The 19,153-nt window shown below is 64.5% G+C and carries 13 protein-coding genes and 1 pseudogene; 5 read left to right on the forward strand and 9 right to left on the reverse strand.

Annotated features, from left to right (window positions below; genetic code table 11):
• Window positions 1–204 precede the first annotated feature (204 nt).
• From A4H34_RS07895 to gatC, 8 genes and pseudogenes are all read right to left on the reverse strand, one after another.
• Window positions 205–1,770 carry an AlbA family DNA-binding domain-containing protein gene (locus A4H34_RS07895; RefSeq protein ID WP_082903160.1) on the reverse strand — a complete coding sequence of 522 codons (1,566 nt, stop codon included), beginning with the start codon at window positions 1,768–1,770 and terminating at the stop codon, window positions 205–207.
• Window positions 1,771–2,241: 471 nt separating this feature from the next.
• Window positions 2,242–2,835, reverse strand: a complete 594-nt coding sequence (locus tag A4H34_RS11415) for a HEAT repeat domain-containing protein (protein ID WP_064231739.1) — start codon at window positions 2,833–2,835, stop codon at window positions 2,242–2,244.
• Between the two features lie 146 nt (window positions 2,836–2,981).
• Window positions 2,982–3,158: pseudogene (locus tag A4H34_RS11610) on the reverse strand (MerR family transcriptional regulator); the annotation flags it as partial.
• Between the two features lie 8 nt (window positions 3,159–3,166).
• Window positions 3,167–3,769, reverse strand: coding sequence for a HEAT repeat domain-containing protein (locus tag A4H34_RS07905; RefSeq protein ID WP_064231740.1), 603 nt, complete (start codon window positions 3,767–3,769; stop codon window positions 3,167–3,169).
• A 710-nt stretch (window positions 3,770–4,479) separates the two neighbouring features.
• On the reverse strand, window positions 4,480–5,982 hold the full coding sequence (putP, locus tag A4H34_RS07910) for a sodium/proline symporter PutP (protein WP_064231741.1): 1,503 nt from the start codon (window positions 5,980–5,982) through the stop codon (window positions 4,480–4,482).
• A gap of 401 nt (window positions 5,983–6,383) precedes the next feature.
• Window positions 6,384–7,877: an Asp-tRNA(Asn)/Glu-tRNA(Gln) amidotransferase subunit GatB gene (gene gatB, locus A4H34_RS07915; RefSeq protein ID WP_064231742.1), complete on the reverse strand. Its 1,494-nt coding sequence runs from the start codon at window positions 7,875–7,877 to the stop codon at window positions 6,384–6,386.
• Window positions 7,877–9,385 (reverse strand): Asp-tRNA(Asn)/Glu-tRNA(Gln) amidotransferase subunit GatA, encoded by a 1,509-nt coding sequence (gatA, locus tag A4H34_RS07920; RefSeq protein ID WP_064231743.1) that lies wholly within the window; start codon window positions 9,383–9,385, stop codon window positions 7,877–7,879. Before gatA ends, gatB begins: the two co-directional genes overlap by 1 nt.
• The gene (gene gatC / locus A4H34_RS07925; protein ID WP_009200217.1) at window positions 9,385–9,681 is read right to left on the reverse strand and encodes an Asp-tRNA(Asn)/Glu-tRNA(Gln) amidotransferase subunit GatC; all 297 of its coding nucleotides are present in this window, start codon (window positions 9,679–9,681) and stop codon (window positions 9,385–9,387) included. Before gatC ends, gatA begins: the two co-directional genes overlap by 1 nt.
• 107 nt (window positions 9,682–9,788) lie before the next feature.
• Between gatC and A4H34_RS07930 the strand changes: the two genes are divergently transcribed.
• Window positions 9,789–11,048 carry a phospholipase D-like domain-containing protein gene (locus tag A4H34_RS07930; RefSeq protein ID WP_009200216.1) on the forward strand — a complete coding sequence of 420 codons (1,260 nt, stop codon included), beginning with the start codon at window positions 9,789–9,791 and terminating at the stop codon, window positions 11,046–11,048.
• A 134-nt stretch (window positions 11,049–11,182) separates the two neighbouring features.
• Here the strand turns inward: A4H34_RS07930 and ligA are convergent, their stop codons facing one another.
• Window positions 11,183–13,564 (reverse strand): NAD-dependent DNA ligase LigA, encoded by a 2,382-nt coding sequence (gene ligA / locus A4H34_RS07935; RefSeq protein WP_231871002.1) that lies wholly within the window; start codon window positions 13,562–13,564, stop codon window positions 11,183–11,185.
• A 237-nt stretch (window positions 13,565–13,801) separates the two neighbouring features.
• Here ligA and A4H34_RS07940 point away from each other — a divergent pair, with 237 nt between their 5' ends.
• Genes A4H34_RS07940 through A4H34_RS07955 form a run of 4 tightly spaced genes read left to right on the forward strand, consistent with a single transcriptional unit; the run spans window position 13,802 to window position 19,056 of the window.
• Entirely contained in the window at window positions 13,802–15,058 is a 1,257-nt protein-coding gene (locus A4H34_RS07940) for a sensor histidine kinase (protein WP_009200214.1), read from the forward strand.
• A complete protein-coding gene (locus A4H34_RS07945; protein WP_009200213.1) occupies window positions 15,051–15,743 on the forward strand; it encodes a response regulator in 693 nt (230 codons plus the stop codon). The genes A4H34_RS07940 and A4H34_RS07945 overlap by 8 nt, the downstream gene beginning before the upstream one ends.
• Window positions 15,740–16,480: an ABC transporter ATP-binding protein gene (locus A4H34_RS07950; protein ID WP_009200212.1), complete on the forward strand. Its 741-nt coding sequence runs from the start codon at window positions 15,740–15,742 to the stop codon at window positions 16,478–16,480. The genes A4H34_RS07945 and A4H34_RS07950 overlap by 4 nt, the downstream gene beginning before the upstream one ends.
• Window positions 16,477–19,056, forward strand: coding sequence for an FtsX-like permease family protein (locus A4H34_RS07955; RefSeq protein WP_064231745.1), 2,580 nt, complete (start codon window positions 16,477–16,479; stop codon window positions 19,054–19,056). The genes A4H34_RS07950 and A4H34_RS07955 overlap by 4 nt, the downstream gene beginning before the upstream one ends.
• Window positions 19,057–19,153 lie beyond the last annotated feature (97 nt).

The following is a 19,153-nucleotide window of genomic DNA, read 5'->3' on the forward strand; positions in this document are numbered from 1 at the left end:
CCCCACCACACACCCCACACAACCCACGCTCTTGCGGACAAAGACGCCCACCCCACACACAACCCCACAGACAAGCCCGAAGGACCACCGGACCACGCAACCTTGAGGGACTACCGGACCACGCAACCCCGCCGACCACCACAACAGAAACCACCGCAAACCAGACCGGCGACCCCCCGCCAGATGCCCCCGCCACCGACGTCATCATGGAGCTTGAAAATCCTCCCCAACACGCCCACCGCCCCACCGCACGTTTTCGCGGATAAAGGCGTCCACCTCAGGCGGCGGCACCCGATTCCAATTACCAAAACCGTCCTCAGGAAATTCCTTCGATTCTCGGAAAGCAAGCTCATAGACTTCTTTCATCGCTTGGGCAACGACGGAATCCTCTGCGCCCGCGAAAAGCTCCTGCCGTACGGCGCCGTCGACTGCGACACATTGAAGGGCAGGGGCGGCCCTGCAACCTTTCAACGCCGACGAAGCCGGATACGCCGCTTTAGGATCACCGGTCTCAGCGGCGACGATAAGACAGTGCAGGATGTCGAACTGAGCGAGGGAATTCAGAAGAACATCGTCATCCTTTAGATCGGCATGATTGTCGGGCAGGAGACTTTCAGGCACGTCAGGCCGCATTGGCGCATGCTCAACCATCAGACGGCGTGCCGCCGGGAGCATATAAGCCCCTTGCTTTTCTGATGAGAGGAGCCCGGCGCGGATAGCTCGCACCTGTCCGTCTCGAATCCAGACCACAGGCTTCGCAGGCTTGAGATTGTTCCTCGGGAACTTAATCACCAAGCAAGAGAGAATGCTCCATGCTTTGAGGCGAACTGCCGCACTTCCGATAACGTAGAGGCGGTTGACAATCTCAAGAAGAATCTTCGCATTGCATTCTCCCGCACACTCTCCCGCTTGTTCGTAAACATCAAAGAGTGCGTCAATCGCCCTGCACGCCACCTCGCGCTTCTCACGATACAAGGCGAGGACCGCCACCATTGTCAACTTGTCAAGAATCGAATCCGCATCCTCTTCCGCTCCGTTGCTCACAGTCCTGACGAATAGCGAAACGTCTTGGTCACGTCCCCTCTCGAGATGACTATTGACGGCATCTTCGAAAGCGGAATCGGAAAGGCCGATCGACAAAGGCATGAGTGCCTCCTCCTTGTTTTCCCTGCTCGAGCGAAGAACGGCGGTGAGCTCGAACAGGAAAGAATCGAGATGCTCTGTCGCCTGTCGGCGAATCATCTCGTCATGCCTTTTAAGAAGGGTGGGCCAATGCGCATGTCGCAAAGGAACGTTCTGGGCGCCCTCGCGGACAAGCAGCTGACCGACGTCGAACACCTTTTTTTGCCGTTTGTCTCCCTTCGGCGTGTACTCTCCTTGTTTGCTGAATGGGACAGGAAACCCGTCGCCATGTGGGGCAATGTACAAAAGCACAACCGCTCCCTGGTCGAGTTCGTGAATCTGAGACACAATGCGGATCTGCCCTTCAATATAGGGGCGCACAATGTCCTGCAAACATGCCCCGTCCCAGTCGTCCCGATTGACGTCGCCCATCCCAACAGGCGTCCCGTCGTCTTTCACGCCGATGAGCAGGTAGCCTCCCCTGGGAAGATTCGACAACGCGACGACGTCCTTGACGAAATTGAGACGATCGGGCTTCTGCCTGTCTTTCAAATCAAGCGTCGACTTGAATTCAAGTTCGGTCTGCTCGCCCTGCCTCATCAACTCAACAAGCTTTTCTCTGTCCACCCTTCCGTCGACGACAATCACGGCTTTTCTCCTTAATTTATGCACCAGACGGCACCCAATCAATGAATATAAACATTCTGCCGCCAAACAAACGAAACTGTTTTCCACCCAGGAGCTGACGCCTTGCGGAAGTTCGACACGGTTTGGATGTAGACGGTTTCCGCGCCCACACCAGAATCTCAGAGACGTCGGGGCGTTCGCGACGGCGAAGGCAACGGTCTCCGCGCACACGCAAGAAACTCTCACATCGCGGGCCTCCGCCGTTTTGACAGGAAGCGGATGCTCTCAATCGCACGGGGACCCAATCGTGGGCCACTGCGCAGGCCTCCCCGAGGACGGAATGACACCTCGGGAATCCGATGGCCTTGCGCTTCTCCTTAAACAGCCGCAAAACCGTTTCGCCATCATCCCTCAAAATTTCATGTCAAACACGCAATCGCTTCATTGCCGTCATCAAGTGACTGTCGCAACGCCTTCCTCACCGCTCAAACATCACAGCGGATCCGCCATACCAGGCCCGACACAACTCGCCAGCGCCTCTGCAAGACGCTGCCGCGCCGCCGAATCGGCCGCCACATCCTTCATCTTGCCCGCTACGGAGGCTTCGACCGACCTCGCGCACACCGGAATGCGAGACAAGCTCTCCAGCGCTTCGGCCGCCTCCACATCGCTGACGCCGTAGGCCACCATATCGACGAGAACGGGAATGGCAGCCGCCTCGCCCAGCCGCCCCAACGCCAGAGCCGCATGCTTGCGCGCAGTCTCATCCGAATCGCCAAGAGCCCCGACAAGGACGACGTCGGCGCCGGGCGCCTCCGGCATAGCGGCGATCGCCAGTATGGCGCGACGCCGGATGTCGACGTCGTCGGATTGGGCGCCCGTGCGCAGCCCAGCGACGACGTCGCCGTCCGAGCGAGCAAGCGCCCATTGCAAGGCTCCGGCGACGTTTGGATCAGATTCGGACAGGACCGCTCTAACCAGCAGATCCACTGGGGGCGCCACATCCGCCGGCCAGGACAGCACGGCCTGCTGCCTGCGGGAGGCGCTGGTCGAGCCCAGACCCCGAACGAGTTTGACGATGCGCACGGCTTCCTGCCAATCAGCGGGCCTGGATGCTGCAATCGTCCGGAGCCGGTCGAGCAGTTCGCGTTCCCGATCCAGGCGTTCCTCCGTCTGACGAACGAGGTCGCCGACCAGGGGGCCGGCGCGCGACCGGGGTCCTCCAGAATGCGTCCAATCTGCTTGAGCGTGAGCCCCAGAGAACGGAGGGTCTTCACCTGAAGAATCGTCCGCACGTCGTCGTCCGAATAGTCCCGATAGCCGCCGATGGTGCGGCCCGTCGGCCGCACCAGGCCCATGGCGTCGTAGTGTCGAAGCATCCGAACGCTGACGCCGGTATAGCGGGCCACATCGCCGATCAGCAATCCGCGCCCTCCTGAAGCCGTCTCGCCTCAGCGGCGGCGCCTTCCGCATTCTCCGCCGTGCCCTGCGGCCTCTTCGCCTCGGCTTCGGCCGCCGGCGCGGCGTCGGGCCACACGCCGCCGGCATCCAAGGCAATGGCGCGTTTGGCCTCTTCAATCGCCGCGTCGAAGCCCGGCTCTGGATCCAGGCGAAGCGACTCCGTGGCGCGGGCGTGGGCCGCCTTCGCGGGATTCGAGCTTTCAGCGGCCTTGCCCAGAGCGGGCTCAACGGCGTCGCCGAGGCCGATCAGCGCCCGGCTCAGACTCAGCTGGACGTCGCGGTCCCCGCGGCCAAGCTGGCCCGCCAGTTCCCCGCCGAACGTCTTCTTCTCGCTCTCCGGCACGAGGGCGACGGCGCAGCGCCACGCCGTCCGGGCAAGTTCGTCGTCGGAATCGCGCAGCATGTCGCGGGTGATCCAACCCCAGGCGCTCTTGTCGCCGATCTTCGAAAGGGTATGCAACGCCTGGCTGCGAGCTTGTCGGCATTGGGAGCCCAGTTCTCTGCGGAGCCGGGGTAAAACGGCCTCCAACGGCAGGCGGGTCAGCGCCCAGGACAGCATGTCTCGCACAAAGAAATCCGGTTCGACCGCGCAACGCTCGACGAGCGTCTCCAGCCGCTCGGGTCGGCGCGCGAGCCCGCCGCCAAGGCTGCTTTCAGCCGAGTCGAAGAGTTCGACGCGCTCAAAGCTTCCGCGAGATGGGTTTCTCGTTGGGATGCCGTTCGCGACGGCGGAAGAGACGAGGATGCCGACGACGCCGGAGGCTGTTGAAGAGACTCGGACTGCGGAGACGACTCGGACTGCACAGACGACTCGGACTGTGGGGATGCATTGGTCGTATTCATAAAGTACCTCCTCGTCCCAAGGAAAGACCCTGTCACAGTGTCAGGGTCAAGCTTGGGCAAGGCTCCAAACGACGCAAGCGGTCAGACTCGGCGGGAGATTCGACGGGCGGACGTCGCCCGGCGCCAAGGCCCGTTCCGTCGACGTCTGGACCTCGGACACGTCACAGACGAGACTTGTTCCGGGGCCAAGGCCCGTCGTCAAAGGCCCGCACGGGATCCGACGGATTGACGCGCCGAGCCGCGACAACCGAACGCCAAACGACGCGTCAAAATGCCAACCGGGCGCCAGGCCGTCAAGCAGCGCACCAACAAGCAGCGCACCAAGACGACGCGACGACCGAACGTGAAACCATCAACCGAACGCCAGGCTGCCCAACCAGCGCACAAGACGACGACCGAACGTGAAGCCGCCAACCGGGCAGCGCGTCAGGCCTCTTTCACGGCGGCCTCCATGCGGGAGAATTCGGCGTCGACCTCTGGGTCCTCGGTGTACGTCAGGCGGCTCACGATGACCGCGACGAGAAGATTGAGAAGGAAGCCGGGGACGATCTCATACATCTTCGCCTTGAGGAAGTCCACATTGGCCCATACGAAAACGGTGACGGCGCCCGTGACCAGCCCGGCGAGTGCGCCCGTAGGCGTCAGCTTCCTCCAGTAGAGGCAGAGGATGACGATCGGGCCGAAGGCCGCGCCGAAGCCGGCCCAGGCGAACTCGACGAGTTGGAGGATGGCCGAGTTTCGGTCGAGAGCCATGAGGGCGGCCACGATTGCGACGCCGAGGACGCTGAGCCTGCTGAGAATCAGGAGATTCCTGGCTGAGACCTTGCGGCCCATCAACGAGTAGAGGTCCTCCACCAACGCCGAGGCGCAGACGATCATCTGGCTGGACATCGTCGACATGATCGCAGCGAGCACCGCCGCGAGGACGAGCCCCGCAACAAAGGGGTGGAAGAAGATTCGGCTCATGACGAGGAACACCTCCTCGGATTCCCCTTTTCCGAGCTTTATCTCAGGATCGCCTGCGAAGTAGCCGATTCCGATGAGGGCCGTGAAGATCGCGCCCGAGGCGCTCAGGGCCATCCAAAAGAGGCTGATTCTGCGAGCGGTCTTCGCCTCGCCGGGGCTGCGCAGCGCCATGAATCGGACGATGATGTGGGGCTGTCCGAAGTAGCCCAGCCCCCAGGCCGACGTCGAAATTGCCGTGACGATCCACAAAATGCCGTTGTTGGAGAAACCCGAAAAGAGGTTGAAGGCCTCGGGCTTGACGTCGGTGATCCGGCTCGTTGCCTCGGACCATCCGCCGAGTTCGAAGATCGTGACGATCGGAACCGCTATGAGCGCGGCGAGCATGAGGAGGCCCTGGGCCACGTCGGTCAGAGTGGCGCCTAAGAAACCGCCGAAAAGGGTGTATACGAGGGTGACGACGGCGACGACGGCCATTCCGACGAAGTAGTTCCAGCCGAAGGAGCTGACGAAGAACTTGCCCGCGGCGACCATTCCCGACGAGACGTAGAAGGTGAAGAAGACGAGAATGACCAGAGCCGCCAGGATGCGCAGCTGCCGCGAGTTCCGCTTGAGTCGCTTGGCGAAGAAGCTCGGAATCGTGATCGCATTGTCCGCGACCTCCGAATACGCCCGCAGGCGCGGTGCGATGAAGCGCCAGTTGAACCAAGCCCCGACCGTGAGTCCGATCGCTATCCACGCCTTGATGAGCCCCGCGGCGTAGATCGCCCCGGGCAATCCCATGAGCAGCCAGCCGGACATGTCCGCGGCGTTGGCCGACAAAGCGGCGATGCCCGGAGACAGCTGACGCTCGGCGAGCATATAGCCGTCCACATTCGCGGTGCGACGGTATGCGTAGTAGCCGATGCCGAGCATGACGGCGAAGTAGAGCAAGATCGCGAGCAACTGATAGGTGTCGGCGGACATCGCAGCCCCTTCCCTTATGTGGCCGAATGGGGACTAGACTACTGGAATTCTTTGGCTTTGTCCCATATTTGTCATAATTTGGTAAAGAATAATCCTCGAAATGACCTCAAAGACTTTCAATCAGAATATAAACCCCGAACCCAAAAGCCAAACGGCAAAACCGAGGTCAAGCCTCCCAAATGAGGATCGCCGGAACGAGGACAGGCGCGGGAATGCAGGGGTTCGACGCGGCCGTCTTCGGCGCATGCGATGGCGGCAGGCGCCGAAGACGGCCTTTAGAATCCCAACAGGACTGACGAGACGGCCGAGGCAATCGCCTCCGGCGCGCGACGGCGCAGCGGACCTCCATTCGGAACATCCCGGCCTGGCCGGGCAGACCCGGCCGAGCCGGGCCGATCGCGCTACTGGCAGCGTTCCATGACGATCTCGCGCACCCTCGCGGCATTGGCCTTGCCGCCGGTCGCCTTCATCACCGCGCCGACTATGGCCCCGGCGGCCTGGACCTTTCCGCCGCGGATCTTCTCCGCCACGTCGGGGTTTGCGGCGAGGGCCTCGTCGACCGCGGCGACGAGGGCGCCGTCGTCGCTCACAACCTCCAGCCCGCGAGCCGAAACGACCTCGGACGGCGTCCCTTCGCCCGCGAGCACGCCCTCGAGCACCTGACGGGCGAGTTTGTCGGTCAGCTTGCCGTCGCGAACCAGGCCGTCGAGCTCGGCTATGTCCGAGGGGGCGACCGGCGCATCCCGCAGCTCAACGTCGGCTTCCTTGGCGTGCCGGGCGATGTCGCCCATCCACCACTTACGCGCGCCGGAGGGACTCGCGCCCGCGGCCACGGTGGCCTCGACGAGATCGACGGCGTCGGCGTTGACGAGATCGCGCAGCTCCTCGTCAGTAAGCTCCCACTCGACCTTCACGCGGCGGCGCTTGGCGGCGGGAAGCTCAGGCATGCCCGCCCTGAGCTCCTCGACCCATGCGAGGTCCGGGGCCACGGGAACGAGGTCGGGCTCGGGAAAGTACCGGTAGTCCTCGGCGTCGGACTTCACGCGGCCCGCCGACGTCGTCCCGTCGCCCTCGTGGTAGTGGCGGGTCTCCTGGACCACGGTCCCGCCGGCTGCGAGGATGGCGGCCTGTCGGCAAATCTCGTACCGGACGGCGTTCTCGATGCCTCTGAAGGAGTTGACGTTCTTCGTCTCAGTGCGGGTGCCGAAGGGAGCATCGGGCCCTTCGCGCAGCGACACGTTGACGTCGGCGCGGACGTTGCCTCGTTCCATTCTGGCCTCGGAGACCCCCAGGGCGCGGAAGACGTCGCGCAGGGAGCGAACGTAGGAAGCGGCGATCTGCGGGGCCTTCGCTCCCACGCCGGTGGCCGGGTGCGAGACGATCTCGACGAGGGGCACGCCCGCGCGGTTGTAATCCACGAGAGAGTAGTCCGCCCCCTGGATCCTTCCCTCGGCGCCGCCCACGTGGGTGTTCTTTCCGGCGTCCTCCTCCATGTGCGCGCGCTCGATCGGGAAACGATAGGACGAGCCGTCGGACAGGTCGATGTCGAGGTGGCCCTCGTAGGCGATCGGCTCGTCCGACTGGGAGGTCTGGAAGGCCTTCGTCAGATCGGGATAGAAGTAGTTCTTGCGCGCGAATCGGCACGAGGATGCGATTGAGCAGTTGAGCGCCAGTCCGATCTTGATCGCGTACTCCACGGCCTTCGCGTTGACGACGGGAAGCGAGCCGGGAAGCCCCAGCGAAACCGGAGTCACATAGGTGTTGGCGTCCCCGCCGAAGGCATTGGGGGCGCCGTCGAACATCTTCGTTTCGGTGCCGAGCTCGACGTGGACCTCAAGCCCGATGACGGGGTCGAAGCGGGCGACCGCCTCGTCGAAATCCATGAGTTCTTCCATCACTTTTCCTCCCATCCGGCCGCCGGGCAGCTTTCAGCCAGCGGTTTTCCAAGCCCCGCCTCGACGGCGCCTGCGACCCGGTACATTTGAGCGTCAGCATGGGCGGGCGCAAGAATCTGAAGCCCGACCGGAAGGCCGTCGGCGAGCCCGCTGGGTATGGAAATCCCTGGTATTCCGGCCAAATTCGCGGGAATCGTCGTAATGTCGAGGACGTACATCGCCAGGGGATCTTCCAGTTTGGAGCCCAATTCCCATGCGGTCACGGGCGACGTCGGCGAAACGAGCACGTCCGCTTCGCCGAAGGCGGCGTCGAAATCGCGTTGTACGAGCGTGCGCACTTTTTGGGCGCTGCCGTAATAAGCATCGTAGTAACCCGAGGACAGAACGTGCGTCCCCAAGACGATCCGGCGTTTGACCTCCGGGCCGAACCCCGCGCCTCGCGTTGCGGCCATGACCGTTTCCGCGGTGACCGGCCCCTCCTCCGGCTCGACGCGGATTCCGTAGCGCATGCCGTCGAATCGCGCCAGATTCGAGGAGACCTCCGCGGGCATAATCAGGTAGTAGGCCCCCAGCGCGTACTCGAGCGAGGGGCAAGAAACCTCGACCACCTGCGCGCCCAGGTCTTCGATCGTCTTGAGCGCCTCCTGGAAGGATGCGACGACGCCTTCCTGGCAACCCTCGCCGCCCAGCTGCTTGACCACGCCCACGCGCACGCCTTCCAGCGGCTTCGCCGAAGAGGCCGCCTCGGCGGCGATTTCCTCGAAAGGCGGAACGGGCGCATTGAGCGACGTCGAATCGCGCGGGTCGTGCCCCCCGACGATCTCTTGGAGAGCGGCGGCGTCCGCGACATTTCTGGCGAAGGGCCCGATCTGGTCGAGTGAGGAGGCCATGGCGACGAGGCCATAGCGCGAGACGCCCCCGTAGGTCGGCTTCGCTCCGACGGTCCCAGTGACAGCGGCGGGCTGGCGAATGGAGCCGCCGGTGTCCGAGCCGAGCGCCCACGGAACCATAAAGGCCGAGACCGCCGCAGCGGACCCTCCCGAGGATCCCCCCGGAATGCGGTCGAGGTCCCAGGGGTTGTGCGTCTCGCCGTAGGCGGAGCGCTCCGTGGAGGACCCCATCGCGAATTCGTCCATATTGGTTTTGCCGACGATCGGCAGGCCGACCTCGTGGAGCCTTTCGACCACCGTCGCGTCATAGGGGGGAAGCCAGCCTTCCAGTATCTTCGACGCGCAGGTCGTGGGCTTGCCGCGGGTGACCATGTTGTCCTTGACCGCAATCGGCACTCCGGCGAAGCGGTGGAGGCTCTCGCCCGCGGCGCGTCTGGCGTCGACGTCGCGGGCGGCGGCCAGCGCGCCTTCGTCGTCGACCGAAAGGAAGGCGCGCACCCGCTCATCGACGGCGTGGATCCGGTCGAGGCAGGCCTGCGTCAGCTCGACGGAGGTCGTCTCGCCCGCCTGGAGCTTGCGAGCCATCTCCGCGGCGGAGAGCTTGAGGAGATCCTTCATCACTCCTCCCCCAAGATCTGCGGGACGAGGAACTTTCCGTCCTCGGACGCGGGGGCGGCGGCCAAAACCTCGTCGCGATCGAGAGTCGGAACGACGACGTCGGCGCGCATGACGTTGGTCAGCGCGATGGGATGGCTCGTCGCCGGAACGTCGGGGGTGGCGACCTCGGAGACCTTGGCTACGGCGGAGGCGATCACGTCGAGTTCCCCGGCCATTCGCTCGATTTCCCCTTCGGTGAGGCGAATGCGAGCGAGGCCGGCCAGACGTGCAACCTCGTCAACTGAGAAAGACGACATGCGTTCAATATTACGCGGTTGCAAGCGAACTCGCCGGGGTGCGTCCGGGGTAGTTTTTCACGGAGCGGCCGATGCAAAAACGACGTCTCTCTCTATACAGTTGGACCATGCGAAAATTCCGTGGCCCCAAGCAGCGCCATGTCCTTTCCGCCGCCAAATGGTGGGTTTTGGGAACGGTTGCCGCGCAGGCCGCCGCAATCGCCACTGTCAGCGTCATCGACGCCATGCGGAAGAAGAGGGCGCCCCAGTCGGGCCGTTTCCCCCACCTTCCGCCGCAAAACGCGCAGGTCGGACCGAACTCGATGACGATCTTCACCTACGGCCGCGAGCTTTACGACGCCATGCTGGCCGACATCCGCGCCGCCAAGGACCGCATTTTCTTCGAATGGTTCATCATCAAAGCCGACGAGACGGGCGCGGAGTTCCGCAACGCCCTCATTGAAGCGGCGCAGCGAGGAGTCGACACCTACGTGATCATCGACACATGGGGCAACGCCAATCAGGATCCCCGTTTCCGCCGCCTGCCCAAGATGGAGCATCTGCACACGCTCCTCTTCCCCTTCGTCCGCCCCGGCCTGTTCAACGGCCGCGCGCGCGACAAGGGGCGCGACCACCGCAAAATCCTCACCGTCGACAAGCGCATCGGGTACGTGGGCGGATACAACATCGGCACGCTCTACGCCCACGAGTGGCGCGACACCCACGTGCGAATCGAGGGGCCGGCCGCCTGGGAGCTCGACGACGCCTTCATCGACATGTGGAACGACTACCGCAAGAAGCACCATCCGGCCATCGCCGACGACGGCGTGACCGACTGGGACGCCACCGTCCGCGCGGTCATGAACACTCCCGCCCTCAATGTCTTCCCCATCAGCGCCCTGTACATGGACGCCATCAACCGCTCCGCCGTCCGTGTGTGGATAACGATGGGCTATTTCATACCCGAGGAGCCGATGCTCATCGCCATGACGAACGCCGCGCGCCGAGGCGTCGACGTCCGAGTGCTCATTCCCGAATACTCGAACCACATCGTCGGCGACTGGGCGGGGCGTCCCCATTACGAGCGCCTTCTGCGCTCGGGGGTGCGTATTTTCCTCTATGAAGAGGCAATGGTCCACTCCAAGACGATGACCGCCGACGGACGGTGGTCCACCGTCGGCACGGCAAACATCGACAGGCTTTCGCTTCGCGGCAACTTCGAGATCAACGTCGAGGTCTTCGACCCCGGATTCGCCGCCGCCATGGAGCGCATATTCGAGGTCGATCTCGCCAACTCGCACGAGCTGACCCTCGAGCAGTGGCAGGCGCGCGGAAGGCGCGACAGGGTTCTCGAGACGGTGCTGCGCCCTCTGGCGCCGCTGCTGTAAAAGCAGACCGCTTCAAGAGCCTGCCGGTTTGGATCTAGGCGCCGGTTTCCGAGCGGGCGCCCTTCTAGGAATGTGCGTCGGTTTCCGAGCGGGCTCCCGTTCCGGGGGAGACGCCGGTACGGACGATTCGCCCCTCACGTCTGCGACGGCCCCGTCGGAATCTCGCCGGTGCGAAGGAGCTCTTCAAACTGCCCCTCGTCGAGCGTCGGCACGCCCAGCGCTTCCGCTTTCGCAGCCTTGGACCCGGGATTTGCCCCGACGACGACGGCCGCGGTCTTCTTCGAGACGCTTCCGGCGGCCTTGCCGCCCCGAGCCTCAATGGCCTCCTTGACCGAATCGCGGGTGTACCCCGCGAGCGCCCCGGTTGCGACCACGGTCATCCCCTTCAGGGTCTGCGGAAGCTCCTGCCTTTCGGCGGCCTCGTCCGCGAAAACCACACCGGCGGCCTCCCAGGCTTCGACGATCTCGGTGTGCCAGGGAACGTCGAACCAGTCGAGGAAAGACTGGGCGATGACACGGCCGACGCCGTCGATTTGCGCCATCTCTTCAACGGAGGCCTCCCTGGCCGCGCTCAGCGAGCCGAAGGACGAAGCGATCGCCTTCGCGGCAGTCGGGCCGACGTGCCGAATCGACAGCGCGACGATCTTTCGCCACAGCTCCTTCGTTCGGGCGGCCTGCAATTCTGCGACGACGAGCTCGATCATCTTTCCCGGCTTCGAAGGCGACGCGAGCTCGGCTGGTTTGCCCTGGGGACGGCGCCATTTCGGCTTCGTCCAGGCCGCCCGGACCCGGCGGAAGTCGCCCGTAGGCTCGCCTTTGACCCGGACCTCCTGCCATATCCACACGTCTTGGACGCTCTCGGGGACAAGCTCGAACAGTCCCGCCTCCGAGGAGAGCGCCGGCGTCTGGGGGGCTGGAATTCCGAAGCTTCGCTGGACGTCCGGGGCGACGATATGCTCGGAGTCGATTATCGCGCCGTCGTGGTCGACGACGCCGAGTTCGCGCAGCTTCTCCGTTGGCGCACAGACCGCGCGGGTGCGGCCGCCTTCGCCTTCGATGTACAGCTTGCGCCCCTCGGCGAAGGCCATGAGCGCATCGGGGCGGCGTCGCTCGGGATCGGTCAGCCATAGCGAGGTCTCCTCGCCGAGCGCCTCGACGTCCAGGGCCGCGCGGCTGCCGATGTAGGCGACGCGCTCGGCCAGCTGGGCCGGGCACGAGCGGGCGTTGGGGCAGCGGATGTCGACGTCTCCATCCTTGGCGGGGGCCAGCTCGGTTCCACACGACGGGCAGGCGGACGGCATCGTCCACTCGCGCTCGCTCCCGTCGCGCAGCGCGCTCACGGGGCCGAGGACCTCGGGAATGACGTCGCCGGCCTTTCGCACGACGACGACGTCGCCTATGAGCACGCCCTTGCGCGCGACCTCCGAGGGATTGTGGAGCGTCGCCTGCGCGACGGTCGACCCGGCGACCGTCACGGGCTTCATGACGGCGAAGGGGGTGACGCGCCCCGTGCGCCCCACCTGCACCTTGATGTCGAGCAGCCGCGTCTCGACCTCCTCCGGCGGATACTTGTAGGCCACAGCCCACCTGGGCACGCGCGACGTGGCCCCCAAGTCCTCCTGTTCGGCGCGCGAGTCTATTTTGAAGACCGCGCCGTCGATGCCGTGAATGAGATCAGATCGCAAATCGGCGTACTCGCGGACGAATCCTTCGACGTCGTCCCAGCTTGAGACGAGCCGCACATACGGGGAAACGGGCACACCCCATTCCTGGAAAAGCTCGTAGAGGCCCTTTTGGCTCGCCAACTTCTCGTCTACGGCCGAGGACGTCCCGTCGATGCGCCCGGCGCCGTGGGCGATGAAATCCAACGGACGTTCGGCCGCCACTTTTGGGTCTTTCTGCCGGAGCGATCCGGCCGCGGCATTGCGGGGATTGGCGAACTCCTTGAGCCCGGCGGCCCTCTGCCGCGCGTTGAAGCTGTCGAACTTGGCGAGCGGAATAAAGACTTCGCCCCGAATTTCGACGACGTCGGGGAAATCCCCTCTCAACGACTGCGGCACGGACGAAATGGTGCGAACGTTCGCAGTGACGTCCTCCCCTGTCACCCCGTCGCCGCGCGTCGCGCCGACGACGAGCTCGCCCCCGACATAGCGAAGGTTGACGGCGAGACCGTCGATTTTCACCTCGGCGGTGCATCTCGCGGCCCCGGCGGTTCCCTCGTACCACTCCTTGAGGTCGTCGAGGGTGAAGACGTCCTGCAACGAGTAGAGCCTTTCGAGGTGTGCGACGTTTTCAAAGCCCGCTGCTGCGGGGGCGCCGACGGATTGGGCGGGCGAGGAATCGACCGCCAACTCGGGATGCTCCGCCTCGAGTCTCCGCAATTCCCGGACGAGGCGGTCGTAGTGCTCGTCGGTGACGATCGGCTCGTCGCCCGAATGATAGGCCCTTTGGGCCGAAGACACGAGGGGGGCTATCTCGTTCCAACGCTCCCGGGCGTCGCCGAAGTTCTCAGTCACCTCACCATTGTGGCCCATCTGACGGCTCGAGGCTCGCTCATCCTCGCGAAGGGCTGAGCATCCCCCCAAAGGATCGGTTGCATACACAAGAAAACATGGCGCATGCCACTAACTCCATGCGACTCCGGCTAATTTTCGTGCTTTCGCATGGAAATTTCAGACATACCATGCGAGCGACACGCAAACCTCCTCCGTCCGTAGACCTATTTTCTGCTGCCTGACCGTATCCTTGTGTCTATGGCACAAGTGTGGCGTGGCTATGTGACGTTCAAGGGGGTTAGCCCCATCGACGTCGTATCCGCGTTACTCGTCGGACTCCTTTTTTGGTTCCAGCCAACTCCCTTTCTCATCCCCTTCACCCAGCTTCCGATAGAGCGCCAAGGGCTCGGCTGGTTTGCCAACCTTCTCATCGGGCTGGCCTACGCCGTCCCCATGGCCTTCCGGCGCACGCACCCCGTGCCGAGCGCGCTGACAATTCTCTGCGGAGCCGGAGTGCACCTCCTCCTCGAGCCCGCCAACATCACCCTCGCCGATTTCGCCGTGGTGGCCGCAGTCTACGCCGTGACCGTCTACGGGCCCGTGTGGGCCCACCGCCTTGTTCTGAGCCTCACACTGCTCGGGTCGTTCTTCATCGCGATCCCGACTCTCACGATGGGCGGGGCGATACGCAACGACTGGGCGACGTGGGGCCCGTTCCTGGGAATCGTCACGTATATCATGGCCGTAACCCTCGCCGTCTACGGCCTGGCCCTCGCCAGGCGCTCACAGCTGGCGAAAATGCTCTCGCTCATGCGCATTGCCAGCGACGCGCAGGCCGCCGCGAAGACCGAGAGAGAACTGGCAGTGCTCGAGGAGCGCTCGCGCATCGCCAGGGAAATGCACGACATCGTCGCGCACACGCTTTCGGTGGTCATCGCGCAGGCCGACGGCGGACGTTACGCCGCGACGAAAGACCCCGAAGCCTCCACCCGCGCCCTCGCGACCATTTCCGACATGGCCAGGGACGCGCTCAAAGACATCCGCTCGATCATCGGCGTCCTTCGGGAGTCCGAAGGCGACGAGCAGCCGACCCTTCCCCAGCCCATTGAGCGCGATCTGGAAACGCTCGTGCGGAACGTGCGCGATTCGGGCGTCAGGGTCTCCTTCGTACGCACGGGGCAGTCGCGCACCCTTCCCGTCGGCGTCGGAAACGCGGTTTACCGAATCTGCCAGGAAGCCATCACCAACTCTCTAAAACACGCGGGCCCGACGCCCCACATCACCGTGCTGCTTCAGACCACCGATGCGGCCCTGCTCTTGCAAGTCGACGACGACGGGCGCGGCGCCGCGGCCCCGAGCGACGGGAAGGGCCACGGCCTCATCGGGATGTCGGAGCGGGCGTCGGCATTCGGCGGGAGCGTCACATCCGGTCCACGCCCCGGAGGCGGCTTCCGCGTCCTCGCATCCATTCCGATTCCTCACCTCGACAACAGCAATAGGAGCGAACATGACTGAGGTATCTAAAATCCGCGTGGGTCTCGTCGACGACCAAGCCCTCGTGCGGACGGGCTTCGCCATGGTGATCGACTCCCAGGACGACATGAAGGTGGTCCTGGAGGCGAGCAACGGCAAAATCGCCCTCGAACGCCTGACCGTCGTGCCCGCGGACGTCATCCTCATGGACATTAGGATGCCCGTCATGGACGGGCTCGAGGCGACGGCGACGATCACCTCCAAACCGCTTCCCACCGGCGTTTCCCCGAAGATCCTCATCCTCACGACGTTCGAAGAGGAGGAGTACATCATGGGCGCCGTCCAGGCCGGCGCCTCGGGATTCCTAGTCAAGGACGCGCCGCCGGACCAAATGCTCGAGGCGATCAGGACGATCCACCGCGGCGACGCCGTGATCGGCCCGTCGTCGACGAAGAAGCTCGTCGAGAAGCTGGCCAAGGAGGCCACCGCAATGCGAGCAACCGACCCGCACATCCTCGACGGGCTGACCGAGCGCGAGATCGAGGTCCTCAAGCTCGTTGCGCAGGGGCTGACCAACGGCGAGATTGCGAAGACCCTGACGGTTGCGGAAGCCACGATCAAGACCCACATCGGCCACATCTTCTACAAGCTCGGCGCGCGCGACCGCGTTCAGGCGGTCGTCCTCGCTTATGAAGCCGGCCTCGTTCGTCCGGGCGATCTGACGTGACCGACATCCTCTCGGCGTCGTCGCTGACAAAGGTCTACGGCGAGGGCCCGCTCGCCGTTCGTGCTTTGAACGACGTGAGCCTCGCCTTCCCCAGGGGGCGGTTCGCCGCGATCCTGGGGCCGTCCGGCGCGGGAAAGTCTGCCTTCCTGCACATCGCGGGAGGCTTGGACGCCCCGACGTCGGGAAGCGTGACGGTCGCCGACCTCAAGCTCCCCTTCGCCGACGAGGAGGCGCTGGCCCGGATCCGTTCCGAACACATCGGATTCGTCTTCCCCGGGGAGAACCTCCTGCCCCATCAAACGGCACGCCAAAACATTGAGCTCCCGATGCGGCTGCGGGGCGAGAAGCTCGACGAAGGCTGGTATTCTTCGGTGGTCAGGACCATGGGCGTTGCGGGCGCCATGGACGAGCTTCCGGCCCGCCTTCCGCGGGCGATGCAGCAGCGCGTGGCCGTCGCCCGCGCGATCCTGGGGCGCCCCGCGATCATCTTGGCCGACGATCCCGCGCATTCCCTCGACGCGAGGGCCTCGCTGGAGATCGTCGAATTGCTGCGCCTATGTGTGCGGGAATTCGGGCAGACAGTGCTCATGTCCACCCAGGATCTGGCAGAGGCGGCGTTGGCCGAGCGGGTGATCCTGTTCTCCGACGGCGGCGTCGCCGGCGAGATATCCGACCCCACTCCAGTTTCCATCCTCACCGCCCTTGAGGCGCTGAGCCTACGCTCGGGGCCGGGATGATAGACCAACTCGTCGGCTCGATTCTGGCCAACCGGCTCAGGTACCTGCTGGCGGCGCTCGCCATTGCCGTCGCGAGCGCCCTGACAGTCGTGTGCCTGGCCGTGGCAAGTTATATGAGGACGGCCTTTCCGGCCGCGCCCGCGGGCGAATTCGGGCAGGCACAGGCTGCAGTCACGTTGGCCGAGACCGCTCAAGATCGGGATGTCGCGAAGTCCGTCGAACGCCTGAAATCCGTCGGGGAAGTTTACTCCCAGCAGGTTCACCGTGCCGCGATCACGCGCACCACCGCCTCGAAGGGTCTGTCGGTGACCGAGACACCGAATGCGCGCTTCGGCTTCTACCGGCTGCTCGAGGGAAAGACGCCGAGGCTGACGAACGAGATCGCCATAAGCCAAACGACGGCGCAGCAGATGCGCCTCAAGGCGGGCGACACCATGACGGTGACCGTCTACTACAAGACCCCCGATTCCTCGGATTCCCAGTCTTTTTCCATAGGCATGCGAGTGACGGGCGTCTACAGGGAACTCCACCGCGTCGCCCGAGGCGGGCATTCGTTCGCCGGCTACATCACGCCCGAGGCCGCGAAAGAGTGGCGCAACCGGGAGGGGCGCCCGCCCGCCGACGCCGAAACGACCGTCTACGCCATCAGCGCCGCCGGCCATTCGGACGCCGAAATGCTCGCCGATCTTTCCGCGATTCCCGGAGCCTCGGTCGAATCCCGACTCGGCGAAGACGAGCGGGGCCTCGGCGAAAGCCTTTCGCGCGCGAGCTTCGGCGCGGCCGCCATGGCCCTGGCTGTTGCCCTGTTCGCACTGGGTTTGGCGGGGACCGTCGCTTGGAACGCCTTCCGGGCGGCGGGCGCCTCCCGACGCCGTCAGCTCGCGCTCCTGGCGACCCTCGGAGCGTCTTCGCGCCGCATACGCAAGATGATCGCCTGGGAGGCGGTCACGGTGGGCGCCGTCGCCTCGGCCATCGGGGCGGCTGTCGGCGTGAGCTTGACGAAGCTCGTGCCGCGGCTCGTTCTGGGCGATCCGGCCTCTGCCGTGCTTCCCGCGGGGATCGAAGCGAACCCTCTCTACGGCTTTTTCGCTCTCGTCGCAGGCTCCTTCGTCGCGGTCTCCGCCGCCGTCCCCTTCGTTTTCCGCTCTCGCGAGGTCGCCCCCTTGGAGGTCGCCGACGATTCCCTCGCAGCCGCGCCCGGCGACGGAAAGACCATCCGGCCCACCGTCGCTTTCGGTTTGGTGGGAGCGGGCGTCGCGGTGACGTTCACGGGGGTCTTTTTCTCCAATCCGGGCGGCAGTGAAGGGCCGCTGCTCGTAGTCATCGGCGCTTTCGCCCTTTTCAGAGGGATCGTCGGGCTCGCGCCCTCCGTGGCGCGAAGGCTTGGAATTCCGCTGGCGAACTTTTTCGTCGGAAGCCTGGGCGGCGGACGCAACCGAGTCCGCCTTGCCTTCCACGACGCGCGTGAACAAGGAACGAGGGGCAAGCTCGCCCGGGCGGCCATGGCGACGCTGTTTGCCTCGACCTTCCTGCTGTCGTCGGCGGCGGTCACGATCGGAGTCGCCCACGCAAACGCGCTCGCCGCCATCGACGCTTCCTTCCCGCGCGACGTCGACGTGCGCCAGGCGACCGACTCGGAGGGCGTCGGCCTGGGAATCACGGCTTCACAGGAAAAGGCCGCCGCGGCAAATCCCAACGTCGCCGCCGTCGTGCCGGTCTACGAAACCAAGGTCGATTCGGACTTCGGCAAACTCACCCTTTCCGCCGTCGATCCGGTTCGCGCCTCGTCGGCCCTGCGAGGCGATTCGCGTGCGGCGTACGAGAAAGCCGGAACCGTCACCCTTCCCGAGCACATGCGCACGGCGAAAACGGCCAAGAGGACGATCGCCGTGACAGGGCGCGACGGCAAGAAGCTGAGGCTCTCGGTCGCTTTCGGCGGCGTCGTCTCCCCCACGGTTTCGCTCAAAGACTTGCGGAAGCTCGACGACGTCGGAACGCCCGCAGCCCTGTGGCTGAGAACGCGCGGCGACGAGCCGACGGTTGAAAAGGTCCGATCCATCGCCCACGACGTCAACGAAGCCAGCGGCGACGTGTTGGCAAAGGTCACGTCTTCCTTGCTGCGTCAACGATCCGCCTATTCCGCCGCCGTCGACTCGATCGCGCGTCTGCTGACCGGGGCGCTCGCAGGCCTGGCCGTCGCATCCGGCCTTGGCGCGTCGCTTGCGATCGCTCTCTCGCTTTCAGCCAAACGGCGTGACTTCGAGATTCTTCGCGCGATAGGCGCGTCCGGACGCTCGATTAGGCGCGCGGAGGCTTCGCGTCAATGCGCGCTCACATCCGCGGGAATGATCCTTGGGGCGCTTCTGGGCATCCTCGTTTCCTCGGGCGTGGGCGCCGCATTCTTCTCGTGCATGGGCGGCGCAGTGGAAGGCGCCCTTCCGCCCCTTGGCCTCGTCTGCGTTCTCCTTGCCGAAGCGACAACAATCGGTGCAGTGATTTATTTCACTTTAAGGACGTTAACAGGGAGACATTTGGCCCAGTCCACAAGGCTAATGGACCACAAGTCCAACTCGTGAGAATAAGGAAGGCCGAACATCACGAAAAAAGGTCTTTACGTGGAGGCTCAAACCTGCCACCCTTATTAACTGCACGCATCACGCACGGCGTGCTAAC

This window comes from Peptidiphaga gingivicola (genome assembly GCF_001652275.1).
GTDB classification, from domain to species: Bacteria; Actinomycetota; Actinomycetes; order Actinomycetales; family Actinomycetaceae; genus Peptidiphaga; species Peptidiphaga gingivicola.

Bases quoted from the DNA above. Each gene is read 5' to 3' on its own strand.
- A4H34_RS07905 (WP_064231740.1), bottom strand. From the start codon at position 3,769: ATGCTGTCCTGGGCGCTGACCCGCCTGCCGTTGGAGGCCGTTTTACCC.
- putP (WP_064231741.1), bottom strand. From the start codon at position 5,982: ATGTCCGCCGACACCTATCAGTTGCTCGCGATCTTGCTCTACTTCGCC.
- gatB (WP_064231742.1), bottom strand. From the start codon at position 7,877: ATGGAAGAACTCATGGATTTCGACGAGGCGGTCGCCCGCTTCGACCCC.
- gatA (WP_064231743.1), bottom strand. From the start codon at position 9,385: ATGAAGGATCTCCTCAAGCTCTCCGCCGCGGAGATGGCTCGCAAGCTC.
- gatC (WP_009200217.1), bottom strand. From the start codon at position 9,681: ATGTCGTCTTTCTCAGTTGACGAGGTTGCACGTCTGGCCGGCCTCGCT.
- A4H34_RS07930 (WP_009200216.1), top strand. From the start codon at position 9,789: ATGCGAAAATTCCGTGGCCCCAAGCAGCGCCATGTCCTTTCCGCCGCC.
- A4H34_RS07940 (WP_009200214.1), top strand. From the start codon at position 13,802: ATGGCACAAGTGTGGCGTGGCTATGTGACGTTCAAGGGGGTTAGCCCC.
- A4H34_RS07945 (WP_009200213.1), top strand. From the start codon at position 15,051: ATGACTGAGGTATCTAAAATCCGCGTGGGTCTCGTCGACGACCAAGCC.
- A4H34_RS07955 (WP_064231745.1), top strand. From the start codon at position 16,477: ATGATAGACCAACTCGTCGGCTCGATTCTGGCCAACCGGCTCAGGTAC.